Genomic DNA, 13,784 nt, shown 5'->3' on the forward strand with positions numbered 1-13,784 from the left:
CTTTTCGGCAGATCAGTGCGGGGCGGCCTTCGCCCCGCGACATGCCGAACAGGGGGCCGAATGGGCTATACCATCCAGCAGATTGCCGAGGCGCTGTCGGCGCGGGCAGAGGGCGATACCAGCCTGGTGATCGAGGGCGTGTCCGAGCCCGCGGCCGCAGCCGCGTCGGATCTGGCGCTGGCCATGTCTCCGAAATATGCCGAGGGCCTGTCGCAGGGCCAGGCGCGCGCCGCCATTCTGTGGGACGGGGCCGACTGGCAGGCGATGGGGCTGCAGGCGGCGCTGTTCGTGCCGCGCCCGCGTTACGCGCTGTCGGGGCTGACCCGCATGATGGATCCAGGCCCCGAGATCGCGCCGGGCATTCACCCCAGCGCGGTGATCGACCCGTCGGCGCGCATTGGCGAGGGCGCGGCCATCGGCCCGTTCGTGGTGATCGGTGCGCGAGTGCAGATCGGTGCGCGGGCGCGGATCGCGTCGCATTGCTCGGTCGCCGAGGATGCGCAGATCGGCGCTGACGCCCTGTTGATGGCGGGCACGCGGATCGGGTCGCGCGTGGTGATCGGCCACCGGATCATCACCCAGCCCAACGCGGTGATCGGCGCCGACGGCCTGTCTTTCGTCACGCCCGAGAAATCGACCGTGGAATCGGTGCGCGAATCCATGGGGGCCGATGTGCAGGTCAAGGAACAGTCCTGGGTGCGCATTCATTCTCTGGGCTCGGTCCAGGTGGGCGACGATGTCGAGATCGGCGCCTGCACCACGATCGACAAGGGCACCATCCGCAACACCCGCATCGGCAATGGCTGCAAGATCGACAACCAGGTGCACCTGGCCCATAACGTCGTGGTGGGCAATCACTGCCTGTTCGCGGCGGGCGTGGGGATCGCCGGCTCTACAACCATAGGGGATCGTGTCGTTTTCGGTGGACAGGTCGGGGTTGCAGACAATATCACCGTTGGCAGCGATGTGGTGGCCGGTGGCGCAACCAAGATCCTGTCGAATGTGGCCTCGGGCCGCGCGATGATGGGCTATCCGGCCGTCAAAATGGACGCGCATGTGGACAGCTATAAGGCCATCCGCCGTCTGCCACGATTGTTCGCGCAGGTTGCCGAGCTTCAAAAAGCTGTTTCAAACCTGCGTCAGACAGACTAAAGCACCGCAAGGGCAGAAGATAGGACCTACTATGTCTGAGACCGTGAAAGATACCGTTATTCGCATCATCGCCGAGCAGGCCGTTCTGGACGTGTCGGATGTGACCCCGGAAAGCACGCTGGATGACCTGGGCATCGACAGCCTGGGCCTGGTGGAATGCATCTTCGCCATCGAAGAGGCGTTCGACATCCAGGTGCCGTTCAACGCGAACGAGCCGACCGAGAGCGATTTCGACATTTCGTCAGTGGCCGCGATCATCAGGGCGGTCGAGGGCCTGGTGGCCGAACAACCCGCATGAAGCGCGTCGTCATCACCGGGGCGGGAACGATCAACGCTCTAGGCCACGACGTTCCCCAGACCTGGGACGCGATGGCGAATGGCCGCTGCGGCATCGGCGAGCTGAACATCCGCGATGTCGAGCGCCTGTCGATCCGCATTGGCGGTCAGGTGCGCGACTATGACGCCGAGGATCACTTTAACCGTCAGCAGATTGCCCTTTATGACCGGTTCACGCAGTTCACGCTGCTTGCCGCGAAACAGGCAATCGGTCAGTCGGGGCTTAAGTTTTCGGGCGATCTGGCGGCGCGGTCGGGCGTGGTGCTGGGCACCTCGGGCGGCGGGCTGACCACGCAGGATGAAAACTACCGCGTCGTTTACGAAGAGGGCAAGAACCGGGTTCACCCGTTTGTCGTGCCCAAGCTGATGAACAACGCGGCCTGCAGCCATGTGTCGATGGTCTATAACCTGAAAGGCCCCAGTTTCACCGTGGCCACCGCCTGTGCGTCGTCGAACCACGCGATGGGACAGGCGTTCCAGTTCATCCGCTCGGGCATGGCGCCGGTGATGGTGACGGGCGGGTCGGAATCGATGCTGTGCTTTGGCGGGGTCAAGGCTTGGGAAGGGCTGCGCGTCATGTCGAAAGACGCCTGCCGGCCGTTCAGCGCCAATCGCAACGGCATGGTCCAGGGCGAGGGCGCGGCGGTCTTTGTCTTCGAGGAATATGAACACGCCAAGGCGCGCGGCGCCGATATCCTGGCCGAGGTGGTGGGCTTTGCCATGACCTCGGACGCCGCCGATATCGTCATGCCCAGCAAGCACGGCGCGGCGCGGGCCATTTCGGGTGCCCTGCGCGACGCGGGCCTGTCGCCCGAGCAGGTGGGCTATATCAACGCCCATGGCACCGGCACGGCCGCCAATGACAAGACCGAATGCGCGGCGGTGGCCGATGTGTTCGGGGCGCATGCCGACAAGCTGATGATTTCCTCGACCAAGTCGATGCATGGCCACCTGATCGGCGGCACCGGCGCGGTCGAGCTGCTGGCCTGTCTGATGGCGCTGCGCAATGGCGTCATCGCGCCGACGATCGGCTACGAGGAATACGATCCGGAATGTTCGCTGGACGTGGTGCCGAACGAGGCGCGCGAGGCCAAGGTCGATGTGGTGCTGTCGAACGCCTTTGCCTTTGGCGGGCTGAACGCGGTGCTGGCACTGCGGCGGATCTGATCTCTGACCTCTAGAAATACAAAACGCCGCCTTTCGGGGCGGCGTTTTTCTTTGTCGGGTAGTGCGGGCCTTATTCGGCCTTGGCGCTTTCGACCATCGCATCCAGGGCGGCGGTAAAGCCGCTGAGCGACACGCTTAGCCGGACCTCGCGGTCGGGGGCCTTGAAGGGCACGATCACGACCTGCGCGTTGGCGCCGCGCTTGAAGGCCTCGATCTCTTCGCCGGTAAAGCTCATACGCGACAGGCAGCCCACCTTGGCGCAGGTCTGGAACGGGTAGAGCTTGGCCTGACCGTCATCCACCGACAGGCGCATGCCCTTGGTCAGCAGGGTCTCCAGCGGGGTGACGATCTCGCCGATGACGGCGACGCCCTGTTCGGTGCCCAGCAGGCCGATGTTGAATTCGGCCGTCGGGTTGGCGCCTTCGTCAACCAGCATCTGGAACATGCCGCAGCGGTCTTTCTGACCCTCGGGCATCCGCGTACAGACCAGTTCCCAGTCGCCATGGGTCTGGGCGATATAGCGGCTGCCGACCGGGTTTTCGCCCTCGGGGGTGCCGCTGGAAATGGTGGGGTCGTTGACCACGACGGGCGCGTCCTGTGCGGCCGTATCCTGGGCCAGGGCAGGGGTCATCCCCATGCAAAGCACGGCGGCGGCTGTCAGGGCCTTGAGAGTATCACGCATGTCGGTCCTTTATCGTTTGTGACTTGGCTATGCCCTCTATCACGGACGCCGCACGATGTCAGGTCGAAACCCGGTGAAGGCGGCGGGAAATGGGCGGAATTATGCTAAGCCTGAAATGAAAAAAGGGCCGGTAACCGACCCTTTTTCCTTATATTTTTTTATCTCCCTGTCGGACTGGCCGACTTGTCATGGCCGCACGCTATGAGCTTTGCGTAGGGTCGTCAACCGGGAAAATATCGTCATTGTGCGGCTTTCCGCCGAGCACGAAAAAAGGCCGCGCAGTCATATGCGCGGCCAGTCTGACAGGGAGGAATTTCCGTCAGAAACGGACGGAATGCATCAAGACTGGCACAACAAGGTTAAGAATGTATTTTGGGGGCGGACGATGCGCCCGAAAGAGGAGATCAGTGCGTGAGCGAGAGTATTTTTATCGGTGGCGGCGGCGAGGGCTATGCAGAGCCCCAGAGCCTGCTTTTGGGCTATGCCAACCGTCACGGCCTGATCGCCGGGGCGACGGGCACGGGCAAGACCGTGACCCTGCAAATCCTGGCCGAGGGCTTTTCGGCCGCCGGCGTTCCGGTCTTTGTCTCTGACATCAAGGGCGATCTGTCGGGCCTTGGCGCGGCGGGGTCCGAGGGGTTCAAGCTGCACGAGGCCTTCACCAAGCGGGCCGAGACCATCGGGCTGGATCTGGCCTACAGGGCCTTTCCGGTCACGTTCTGGGATCTCTTCGGCAAGCAGGGCCATCCCATCCGCACCACCGTGGCCGAGATGGGGCCGCTGCTGATCTCGCGCCTGCTGGAACTGACCGAGGCGCAAGAGGGTATTCTGAACATCGCCTTCCGCGTGGCCGACGAAGAGGGCCTGCCGCTGTTGGACCTCAAAGACCTGCAATCCATGCTGGTCTGGCTGGGCGAGAACCGCGCCGATCTCAGCTTGCGCTACGGCAATGTCTCGACCGCCTCGATCGGGGCGATTCAGCGGCGTCTGCTGGTGCTGGAAAACCAGGGCGGGGCGGGCCTGTTTGGAGAGCCGGCGCTGGATCTCGATGACATGATGCTGATTGATGCCGACGGGCGCGGGCGGATCAACATCCTGGCCGCCGACACGCTGATGAGCAGCCCGCGGCTTTATGCGACTTTCCTGCTGTGGATGCTGTCCGAGCTGTTCGAAACCCTGCCCGAGGTGGGCGACCCCGACAAACCCAAGCTGGTGTTCTTTTTCGACGAGGCGCACCTGCTGTTCGACGACGCGCCCAAGGCGCTGGTCGACAAGGTGGAACAGGTGGCGCGTCTGATCCGGTCAAAGGGGGTTGGCGTCTATTTCTGCACCCAGAACCCGGCCGATGTGCCCGAGGATATTCTGGGCCAGCTGGGCAACCGGGTGCAGCATGCGCTGCGCGCCTTTACCGCCAAGGATCGCAAGGATCTGAAACTGGCGGCGCAGACCTATCGCGACAATCCGCGCTTCAGCACCGAGGACGCCATCCGCGAGGTCGGCGTGGGCGAGGCCGTGACCTCGATGCTGGTGCGCAAGGGCATTCCCGGCGTGGTCGAGCGCACGCTGATCCGCCCGCCCAGCTCGCAGCTGGGGCCGCTGGATGTGGCGACGCGCGCGGCGCTGATCGGCATGTCGCCGGTGGCGGGCAAGTATGACACGGTGGTCGACCGGGACTCGGCGCATGAGGTGCTGACCCGGCGGGCCGAGAAAGCCGCCGCCGAGGCCGAAGCCGCCGAACGGGCCGAGGAAGAGGCCGAGGCGCGCGAACGCGAATACCGCACCGCGCGGCGTTACGAGGGCACGCGGGTCAGCCGGTCGTCCAGCAGATCACGTAAGGATGACAGTATCGGCTCTGCCATCGGCAAAGTTGTCATCAAAGAGCTGAAAGGCACCACCGGACGCCGCATCGTGCGCGGCATCCTGGGCGGCCTGTTCAAGGGGCGCTAGGGGTCAGGACATCGCGGCGATCAGGCGGCCCAGGGCGGCGGCCGGATCGTCGGTTTTCCAGATCTCTTCGCCGATGCCAAAGAAATCGGTCACGGGGGTAATGCGGGCGATGATGTCGGCATCCAGCGCACCCTCGGCCACGACCGGCACTTCGATCATCTGCGACCACCATTCGAACAGCTCGAACGCGGCCATCGTGCCGTCGCCCAGCGCGCTGGCGCCGACGGGGCCAAAGCTGATGTAATCGGCACCGGCCTCGCCCGCGTTCATGCCGTCATGGCGCGAGGCGCCGCAATGGGCGCCCACGATGGCATCCGCGCCCAGATCCTTGCGGATCTTGCGGACAGATCGCGCGCCGTCGGTCAGGTGCACGCCATCCAGGCCCAGCCGTTCGACCAGTTGCACATGGTTTTCGATGGTCAGCGCGATGTCGCGGGCATGGGTGACCTCGCGCAGCGCGTCGGCGGCGCGAGCCACGCGGTCTTCGTCACGGGTGGCCAGGGCCAGGCGCACACAGGCGACCTCATGCGCATCCAGAACATCCGCGAGAGCCGAGGGAAAGCTGGACAGCTCGAATTCGGGCGGGGTGATCAGATAGATTTGCGGGCGCTCGATCTCGGCCATTCGCGGGCTCCTTGGTGCAGGTTTCCGCCCCTATAGCGGGGATTTTCGCGCTTGGCTACTTTGCCGGCATGTCGCCGACAAAATCGCGCGCCAGCGCCATCCATTGCGCCCGGCGGGTGTCATCGGCCAGCCCGTCATCAGTGACATCGATCATGCCGCCCATCTTGCGCTCGGTGAATTCCATCGGCCCGGCGCCGTCGATCTGCAACGCGGCGGCCTCGTTATCCTTGCCGACGCGAAACATGCCGCCGCCCTTGTGCACGCCGCACAGCATGTTGCCGTTCAGCAGGAAACACAGGCCGCCGAACATCTTTTTCTCGGACACACCGTCCAGATGGGCCAGATCGTCGCGCATCAGCTGCGCCAGCCCTTCGTCATAGGCCATGGGTCCGCCTCCTTGCCATGTGGATGCGGCCAGCGTATCACCCCCGCGATCAAAGGGGAAAGAGCAAGATGAGCACCGATCCGATCCAGCCGGCCTTTATTCTGGTGAACCCGCAGATGGGCGAAAACATCGGCGCGGCGGCGCGGGCGATGTGGAATTTCGGGCTGGACCGGATGCGCCTTGTGGCGCCGCGCGACGGCTGGCCGAATGAGCGCGCCGTGGCGCTGGCCTCGGGCGCGGGGCGGCTGTTGGATGATGCGGGGCTTTATGACACCACGGCGCAGGCGATTGCCGATTGCGACTATGTGTTCGCCACCACGGCACGCGCGCGCGGCCTGACCAAGCCGGTGATGACGCCCGAACGCGCGATGGATCATGCCCGCGCCCTGTCGGCCGAGGGAAAGCGCGTGGGCGTGTTGTTCGGCCCCGAACGCGCGGGGCTGGAAAATGACGATATCGTGCGGGCGAACGCGATTATCTCGGTGCCGGTGAACCCGGAATTCGCCTCGCTGAACCTTGGGCAATGTGTGTTGCTGACCGCCTATGAATGGCGCCGCCAGACGGCCCAGATCGTGCCCGAGGTCGTCGAGATGGCGAAAACCGAATGGGCCGGCCATGTCGAGGTGGAAAAGCTGGGCGACCACTATGAGGATCGCCTTGTCGAGGCCGGCTTCTTTTTCCCCGAGACCAAGGCCGAGGGCATGAAACAGAACCTGCGCAACATGTGGAGCCGGATGCCGCTGACCCGCGCCGATGTGCAGATCCTGCACGGGGTGATGCGGCAAATGGTGCGCTGGAAAGAGCGCGGCGACTGACTTGCAGGGCAGGGGCCGCGCGCCTACTGTCCGGGGAAAGAGTTCTGGGGGATCGCATGAGCGGTAAACGCAGCATTTTCGAAGAGGTGGGCAATGCGCCCGCGCAAAAGCCCGCCGCCCAGCCGGGGCTGATCGACAAGGGCCACAAGGGCGCGCGCGGCGCGATCCGGGTGTGGCTGGTCGTGTTGTTCGTCATGGTTGCGGCGATGATCCTGGTCGGCGGGCTGACCCGGCTGACCGACAGCGGGCTGTCGATCACCGAATGGCGCCCCGTGACCGGCGCGCTGCCGCCGATGAACGAGGCCGCCTGGGCCGCCGAGTTCGAAAAATACCAGCAGATTCCGGAATATCAGTTGCAGAACAAGGGCATGTCCCTGTCCGAATTCAAGACAATCTATTGGTGGGAATGGGGCCATCGCCAGCTGGGCCGCGCGATCGGTCTGGTCTGGGCGCTGGGGTTTGTCTTCTTTGCCGCGACCCGCAAGATCCCGACCGGATGGTCGGGGCGTTTGCTGGGCATCGGCATTCTTGGGGGCGCGCAGGGCGCGATCGGCTGGTGGATGGTCAGCTCTGGCCTGACCGGCTCGCGGCTGGATGTGGCGTCTTACCGTCTGGCCACGCACCTGGGGCTGGCCTTCGTGATCCTTGGGTTTATCGGCTGGTATGTATTGATGCTGAGCCGTTCGGAAAAAGACCTGATGCAGGCGCGGCGCGGGCGCGAGGCCAAGCTGTTTTCCATGGGCACCGGGCTGATGCATTTCGCGTTCCTGCAAATCCTGCTGGGGGCGCTGGTGGCGGGCATTGACGCGGGCCGTGGCTATACCGACTGGCCGCTGATGGCCGGGGGCTTTTTCCCGCCCGACATGTTCGAGCTGACGCCCGTCTGGCGCAATTTCTTCGAGGATGACGGGCTGGTGCAATTCATGCACCGCATCGCCGGTTATCTGCTGCTGGTGTTCGGTATCATCGTCTGGCGGCGCGGTCGCAAAAGCGGCAACATCCGCACCCGTGCGGCCTTTGACGCGGTGCTGGGGATGCTGGTGTTGCAGGCCGTGCTGGGCATTGCGACGGTCATGCATTCGTCGCCGCTGCACCTGGCGATCCTGCATCAGCTGGGCGCGATTCTGCTGTGGGTGCTGATCCTGCGGGCGCGGTTCAGTGCGCAATATCCCACTGCCCAATCGGTAAGGGGCTGAGATGAGCGCCTTTGACCAACTGATGGCCCATCAGCACCAGACCGAGGCCCTGGCCCAGGTCGCGGGCCGGCTGGGCTGGGATCAGGAAACCATCATGCCGCGCGGGGCCGCCGCCCAACGGGCCGAGGAAATCGGCGCGCTGGAATCGGTGCTGCATGCGCGCCGCACCGATCCGCGTGTGGGTGACTGGCTGGCCGCGATTGACGACGTGGCGCTTGATGCGGTCGGGCGCGCCAAGATGCGCCATATCCGCCGCTCCTATGCGCGGGCGACCAAGATCCCCGAGGCCCTGGCCACCGAGATCGCCAAGACCACCAGCCGTGCCCAGGGTATCTGGGCCGAGGCGCGCGCCGCCGATGACGTGGCGCATTTCCTGCCGGTGCTGGAAAAGGTCGTGGCGCTGAAACGGCAAGAGGCCGCCGCGCTGGCCGCTGGCGGCGATCTATATGATGCGCTGCTTGAGGATTACGAGCCCGGCACCACATCGGCCCAGATCAGCGCCATGTTCGACCGGATGCGCCCGCGCCTTGTGATGCTGCGCGAACGGGTCATGGCCAGCGGCAAGACCGCGCCGCGCGTCACCGGCCATTTCGATTCTGATGCGCAGATGACGCTGGCGCATGAGGTGGCGGAACGGTTCGGCTATGACTGGCGGCATGGGCGGCTGGATAAATCGGTGCATCCGTTTTCCAGCGGCTCGGGCACCGATGTGCGCATCACCACGCGGGTCGATGAGAAAGACCCGTTCAACTGCCTTTATTCCACCATTCACGAGGTCGGCCACGCCACCTATGAACAGCAGATCGCGCCGGAATATGCGCTGACGCCGCTGGGCGCTGGCGTGTCGATGGGTGTGCATGAAAGCCAAAGCCGGATCTATGAAAACCAGATCGCGCGCGGGCAGGCCTTTACCAGCTGGCTGTTTGGCCGCATGCGTGATGTGTTTGGCGATGCGGGCGCGGCGGATGCCGATGCGTTCTACCGCGCCGTTAACCGCGTGCATTCGGGCTATATCCGCACCGAGGCGGACGAGGTGCATTACAACCTGCATGTCATGCTGCGCTATGACCTCGAGCGCGCCCTGATCTCGGGTGATCTGGCCGTGGCCGATCTGGAAACTGCCTGGAACGACCGGTTCCACCATGATTTCGGCGTGGTGGTCGACAAGCCGTCGAACGGCGTGTTGCAGGATGTGCACTGGTCGGTCGGGCTGTTCGGCTATTTCCCGACCTATACGCTGGGCAATGTCTATGCGGGCTGCCTGAACCTGGCGATGCGTGCGGCGGTGCCGGGGCTGGACGACCAGCTGGCACGTGGTGACACCAGCGGCGCCATGGCCTGGCTGCGCGAGAACCTGCAACGCCATGGCGGGCTTTATCAGCCGCGCGAGGTGATCGAGCGCGCCTGCGGCTTTGACCCCAACGAGGCACCGCTGCTAGACTATCTCGATGCCAAATTCGGGACGCTTTATGACCTCTGAGCCGAAAAGACTGCCGCGCGTGGTGGCGATCGGGTTCAACAAATGCGGCACGCGCGGGCTGGGCTATCTGTTCGAGGCGGCCGGGCACAAGATGGTGCACAATAAGCTGCGCCGCCCGCTGCGGATCAGCCGCTGGGTCGGCCGCATCATGCGCGACAACATCGCCGCCGGACGCAAGGTGTTCGACGGGATTGAGGATTTTACCTTTTACTGTGACCTGATCTACAGCACCCCCAGCGAAACCTATGACGGCAACAGCGCCTTTCGCGAAATCCTGCGCGACTATCCCGGCACGGTGCTGCTGCTCAATACCCGCGACCGCGAAGCCTGGATTCGCTCGCGGCTGCGGCACGGCCATGGCAGCTTTGCGCAAAAGCACATGTCGGCGCGGGGGCTGGCCGATCTGGATGCTCTTGCGGATGCCTGGCGCGCGGAATGGGACGCCCATCATGCCGATGTGCGGGCGTTCATGGCGGACAAGCCGGAACAGCTGATCGTGTTCGACATCCAGCAGGACGATATCGCCGATCTGATCGAGCGCCTGCCGGGCTATGGGCTGCGCGCCGAGGACTGGCGCGATATCGGACGCTCGCGCGGTCGCAAGATGCATCCGCTCGTGGCCTGGACCAAACGCCAGATCGCTCATAATCGCCCCCGGAGCTATCGCTAGAGGCCCGTATGGATCTGCCGCTTTATCTCAACGATATCGATTCAGACGATCTCAAAACCCGCCTGCTGGCACCTTTTGCGCCGCGTTACCGGGTGCTGCGGCAGTTGCGGGCAGAGCCGCGCGACATGCGCATGCCGCTGCGCGACCTGGTGATGACGCCGGACCGGAAATTCCTGTTTCTACGCAATGCCAAGGCCGGGTGCACCTCGATCGCGCAGATCCTGTATTACTATGCCACCGGCGAGTTCTTTCCGCGCAGCATTCACCGCGCCCAAAAAGGGGTGTTGCTTTCGCGGTATCACTGGGCCGATATCAAACCCGTTCTGGCGTCGGGCCAGCCCTGTCTTTTCACCTTTGTCCGCGATCCCGAGGCACGGGCCTATTCGGCCTTTACCAACTTTTTCGTCGATCAAAAGAACATCGCCCGCCACAACCACATGCCCGCGATGACGGCCCTGGGTTTTGATCCAGGCAAGGGCGACAGCCGCAACTTTGACATCTATCTGGATTATCTCGAAGCCTGTCTCGAGGCCGACGCTTTGCGCACCAGCACCCATTTCAGGCCTCAGGTGATGAATATCTGTTTCGGCAAGCTGGCCTATGATTTCATCGGCAAACTGGAGAACATTGCCGAGGATCTGCCCCGCGTGTTCGAGATGGGCGGGGCGCCGGGCTTTCCGCCTTCCGAGGTCATGAACGCGCGGTTCAATCCCTCGAAGGCCAAGCGCCCGCCGCGGTTAAGCCCCCCGCAGCGTGCGCGAATCCGCAAGATATTCGAGGCGGATTATCAGGCCTTCGGTTACGACTGATCCCAGTCGGGCTGACGCTTGTCGAGAAAGGCGCTGATGCCTTCGTTGGTGTCGCGATACAGCATGTTCTGCACCATCACGTCACCGGCATAGGCATAGGCCTGATCCAGCGGCATTTGCAGCTGCTCATAGAACGCCTCTTTGCCGATCTTGACCGCCGCGCCCAGTTTCGAGGCCACGGTATCGGCCAGTTCGCGGCTGGCGTCTTGCAGCTGTTCGTGCGGCACGACGCGATTGACCAGGCCAAGGGCCTCGGCGCGTTCGGCGGGGATGAACTGGCCGGTGGTCAGCATTTCGAACGCCTGCTTGCGCGGGATGTTGCGCGACAGGGCGACCATGGGGGTGGAACAGAACAGCCCGATGTTTACGCCGTTCACGCCGAACTTGGTGCCCTGGGCCGCGACGGCCATGTCGCAGGACGCGACCAGCTGACAGCCGGCGGCGGTGGCGATGCCGTGGACCTCGGCGATGACCGGCTGGGGGATGCGTTGCAGCCCCATCATCACCGCGCCGCAGCGGTTGAAGAGATCGGCGAAATAGGCGCGGCCGCCATCCTCGGACTGGCGCCCGGCCTGCATTTCCTTGAGATCATGCCCGGCGCAGAACACCTTGCCCGCGCCACGCAGGATAACAGCGCGAATGGTCGTGTCTTCGCGCAGCTCGGCCAGCTGATCACTGAGCGCGGCCAGCATGGCATCGGACAGGGCGTTCAGCCGCTCGGGGCTGTTCAGCGTCAGTTCCGCAACGGCGCCACGGTCCTGACGCAAGAGGATGTTGTCGGTCATCTTGTCATTTCTCCTGTTTGCGGAAACTCTAGGCTGCAACACGACGAGGGGAAAGAGTATGCAGCTGAAAATGGATATCGCCGCGCTGGAAAAGTTTCTCGAGGCCGAGTTTCCGCAGGTAACGGGGCAGTTCACCATCGAGGATCTTGCGCCGATGCGGGTGCGGGTGCGGATGAACGTGCAGGATCAGCATCTGCGCCCCGGCGGCACCGTGTCGGGGCCCAGCATGTTTTCGCTGGCCGATTGCGCGATCTACCTGGCGACGCTGGCGATGATCGGGCCCAAGGGGCTGGCGGTGACGACCAATGCCTCGATCGATTTCATGCGCAAACCGGCCAGCGGGGCCGACATGGTCTGCGAGGCCAAGCTGCTGAAACTGGGGCGGGTTCTGGCCGTGGGCGACGCGCTGATCTGGTCTGTGGGTCAGGATCAGCCCGTGGCGCGCGCCAGCATGACCTATTCGATCCCGCCAGAGCGGTGAAAACGGTGTGAAATATGGGGTATATTAATACCTATTTCGCAACGTATTGAAAAAGCATGATAAATCCAGCATTGTGGCGCTTGACTGTGCGCGGGAAATGCTTAGAAACCACCCATCCCAGTTTCCGGGCGCGGTGACGTGCCCATGAACAACAGCCACAGGGCCAAACGATATGAAAACCTTTACCGCTACCCCGGCGGATATCGAGAAGAAATGGATCCTGATCGACGCCGAGGGCGTCGTTCTGGGCCGTCTCGCCTCGATCGTCGCCATGCGTCTGCGCGGCAAGCACAAGCCGTCCTTCACCCCCCACATGGACATGGGTGACAACGTCATCATCATCAACGCCGACAAGGTGCAGATGACCGGCAAGAAGCGCGACGACAAGAAATACTACTGGCACACTGGCCACCCGGGCGGCATCAAGCACCGCACCGCGCGCCAGATCCTGGAAGGCGCCCATCCCGAGCGCGTCGTCACCAAAGCCGTTCAGCGCATGCTGCCGGGCAACCGCCTGAGCCGCCAGCAGATGACCAACCTGCGCGTCTACGCCGGTGCCGAGCATCCGCATGAAGCCCAGCAGCCCGAAGTGCTCGACGTCAAGTCGATGAACTCGAAGAACACCCGGAGCTAACCCATGGCCGATCAAATCAAATCCCTCGACGAGCTGAATGCTGTCGCCGGCGGTGACGCGGCCGTACTGGCCGACATTGCCGAACCCCGTGAGCCCGTTCGCGACGAACTGGGCCGCTCTTATGCCACCGGCAAGCGTAAAGACGCCGTTGCCCGCGTGTGGATCAAGCCCGGCTCGGGCAAGGTCACCGTCAACGGCAAAGACCAGAGCGCCTATTTCGCCCGTCCGGTTCTGCAGATGATCCTGCGCCAGCCGTTCGAGATTGCTGGCGTCGAAGACCAGTTCGACGTGATGGCCACCGTCAAGGGCGGCGGTCTGTCGGGCCAGGCCGGTGCGGTCAAGCACGGCATCTCGAAGGCTCTGCAACTCTACGATCCGGCCCTGCGCTCGTCGCTCAAGGCTGCCGGCTTCCTGACCCGCGACTCGCGCGTGGTGGAACGTAAGAAATACGGCAAGCGCAAAGCCCGCCGTTCGTTCCAGTTCTCGAAGCGCTGATCTTACCCAACGTCATCGAAAAGGCCCGGTCATTGCGCCGGGCCTTTTTCTTTTGGGCATAGTGGCTTGTTGGCTGTTCTTCGACTTGTGGCCGCGCTGCATGAATCGGTGCGCCACGCGTGCTTT

16 protein-coding genes are annotated in these 13,784 nt (G+C 63.8%); 12 read left to right on the forward strand and 4 right to left on the reverse strand.

All coding sequences use genetic code 11. The features are described from left to right. The first annotated feature begins 60 nt into the window (after positions 1-60). Genes lpxD through OE856_RS03115 form a run of 3 tightly spaced genes read left to right on the forward strand, consistent with a single transcriptional unit; the run spans position 61 to position 2,655 of the window. A complete protein-coding gene (gene lpxD, locus OE856_RS03105) occupies positions 61-1,152 on the forward strand; it encodes a UDP-3-O-(3-hydroxymyristoyl)glucosamine N-acyltransferase (protein ID WP_263714578.1) in 1,092 nt (363 codons plus the stop codon). A 31-nt stretch (positions 1,153-1,183) separates the two neighbouring features. Next, positions 1,184-1,450, forward strand: coding sequence for an acyl carrier protein (locus OE856_RS03110; RefSeq protein ID WP_263714579.1), 267 nt, complete (start codon positions 1,184-1,186; stop codon positions 1,448-1,450). After that, positions 1,447-2,655 (forward strand): beta-ketoacyl-[acyl-carrier-protein] synthase family protein, encoded by a 1,209-nt coding sequence (locus tag OE856_RS03115; RefSeq protein WP_263714580.1) that lies wholly within the window; start codon positions 1,447-1,449, stop codon positions 2,653-2,655. The genes OE856_RS03110 and OE856_RS03115 overlap by 4 nt, the downstream gene beginning before the upstream one ends. 70 nt (positions 2,656-2,725) lie before the next feature. Here the strand turns inward: OE856_RS03115 and OE856_RS03120 are convergent, their stop codons facing one another. Continuing rightward, positions 2,726-3,337: an invasion associated locus B family protein gene (locus OE856_RS03120; RefSeq protein ID WP_263714581.1), complete on the reverse strand. Its 612-nt coding sequence runs from the start codon at positions 3,335-3,337 to the stop codon at positions 2,726-2,728. 411 nt (positions 3,338-3,748) lie between these two features. Here OE856_RS03120 and OE856_RS03125 point away from each other — a divergent pair, with 411 nt between their 5' ends. Then, the gene (locus OE856_RS03125; RefSeq protein ID WP_263714582.1) at positions 3,749-5,284 is read left to right on the forward strand and encodes a DUF853 domain-containing protein; all 1,536 of its coding nucleotides are present in this window, start codon (positions 3,749-3,751) and stop codon (positions 5,282-5,284) included. Between the two features lie 3 nt (positions 5,285-5,287). On the opposite strand, the gene OE856_RS03130 is transcribed toward OE856_RS03125, so the two are convergent. Both OE856_RS03130 and OE856_RS03135 read right to left on the reverse strand, forming a co-directional pair. Then, positions 5,288-5,908 carry a thiamine phosphate synthase gene (locus OE856_RS03130; RefSeq protein ID WP_263714583.1) on the reverse strand — a complete coding sequence of 207 codons (621 nt, stop codon included), beginning with the start codon at positions 5,906-5,908 and terminating at the stop codon, positions 5,288-5,290. A 55-nt stretch (positions 5,909-5,963) separates the two neighbouring features. Further along, a complete protein-coding gene (locus OE856_RS03135; protein ID WP_263714584.1) occupies positions 5,964-6,293 on the reverse strand; it encodes a TfoX/Sxy family protein in 330 nt (109 codons plus the stop codon). 68 nt (positions 6,294-6,361) lie between these two features. Here OE856_RS03135 and OE856_RS03140 point away from each other — a divergent pair, with 68 nt between their 5' ends. From OE856_RS03140 to OE856_RS03160, 5 genes are read left to right on the forward strand one after another with little or no spacing between them, the layout of a single operon-like run. Next, positions 6,362-7,108, forward strand: coding sequence for an RNA methyltransferase (locus tag OE856_RS03140; protein WP_263714585.1), 747 nt, complete (start codon positions 6,362-6,364; stop codon positions 7,106-7,108). Positions 7,109-7,164: 56 nt separating this feature from the next. Continuing rightward, positions 7,165-8,304, forward strand: a complete 1,140-nt coding sequence (gene ctaA / locus OE856_RS03145; RefSeq protein ID WP_263714586.1) for a heme A synthase — start codon at positions 7,165-7,167, stop codon at positions 8,302-8,304. 1 nt (position 8,305) lies between these two features. After that, positions 8,306-9,784 carry a carboxypeptidase M32 gene (locus OE856_RS03150; RefSeq protein ID WP_263714587.1) on the forward strand — a complete coding sequence of 493 codons (1,479 nt, stop codon included), beginning with the start codon at positions 8,306-8,308 and terminating at the stop codon, positions 9,782-9,784. After that, positions 9,774-10,454, forward strand: coding sequence for a hypothetical protein (locus OE856_RS03155; RefSeq protein WP_263714588.1), 681 nt, complete (start codon positions 9,774-9,776; stop codon positions 10,452-10,454). Before OE856_RS03150 ends, OE856_RS03155 begins: the two co-directional genes overlap by 11 nt. Before the next feature lie 8 nt (positions 10,455-10,462). Further along, positions 10,463-11,263 (forward strand): sulfotransferase family protein, encoded by an 801-nt coding sequence (locus OE856_RS03160; protein WP_263714589.1) that lies wholly within the window; start codon positions 10,463-10,465, stop codon positions 11,261-11,263. Here the strand turns inward: OE856_RS03160 and OE856_RS03165 are convergent. Next, positions 11,254-12,048: an enoyl-CoA hydratase gene (locus OE856_RS03165; RefSeq protein ID WP_263714590.1), complete on the reverse strand. Its 795-nt coding sequence runs from the start codon at positions 12,046-12,048 to the stop codon at positions 11,254-11,256. The genes OE856_RS03160 and OE856_RS03165 overlap by 10 nt on opposite strands. Positions 12,049-12,106: 58 nt before the next feature. Here OE856_RS03165 and OE856_RS03170 point away from each other — a divergent pair, with 58 nt between their 5' ends. The 3 genes from OE856_RS03170 (at position 12,107) to rpsI (ending at position 13,658) form a co-directional block, all read left to right on the forward strand. Further along, on the forward strand, positions 12,107-12,529 hold the full coding sequence (locus OE856_RS03170) for a PaaI family thioesterase (RefSeq protein ID WP_263714591.1): 423 nt from the start codon (positions 12,107-12,109) through the stop codon (positions 12,527-12,529). Positions 12,530-12,701: 172 nt separating this feature from the next. Continuing rightward, entirely contained in the window at positions 12,702-13,163 is a 462-nt protein-coding gene (gene rplM / locus OE856_RS03175) for a 50S ribosomal protein L13 (protein WP_263714592.1), read from the forward strand. A gap of 3 nt (positions 13,164-13,166) precedes the next feature. Then, on the forward strand, positions 13,167-13,658 hold the full coding sequence (rpsI, locus tag OE856_RS03180; RefSeq protein WP_263714593.1) for a 30S ribosomal protein S9: 492 nt from the start codon (positions 13,167-13,169) through the stop codon (positions 13,656-13,658). The last annotated feature ends 126 nt before the right edge of the window (positions 13,659-13,784 follow it).

The sequence above is a fragment of the Actibacterium sp. XHP0104 genome, from assembly GCF_025751515.1.
GTDB lineage: Bacteria > Pseudomonadota > Alphaproteobacteria > Rhodobacterales > Rhodobacteraceae > Actibacterium_D.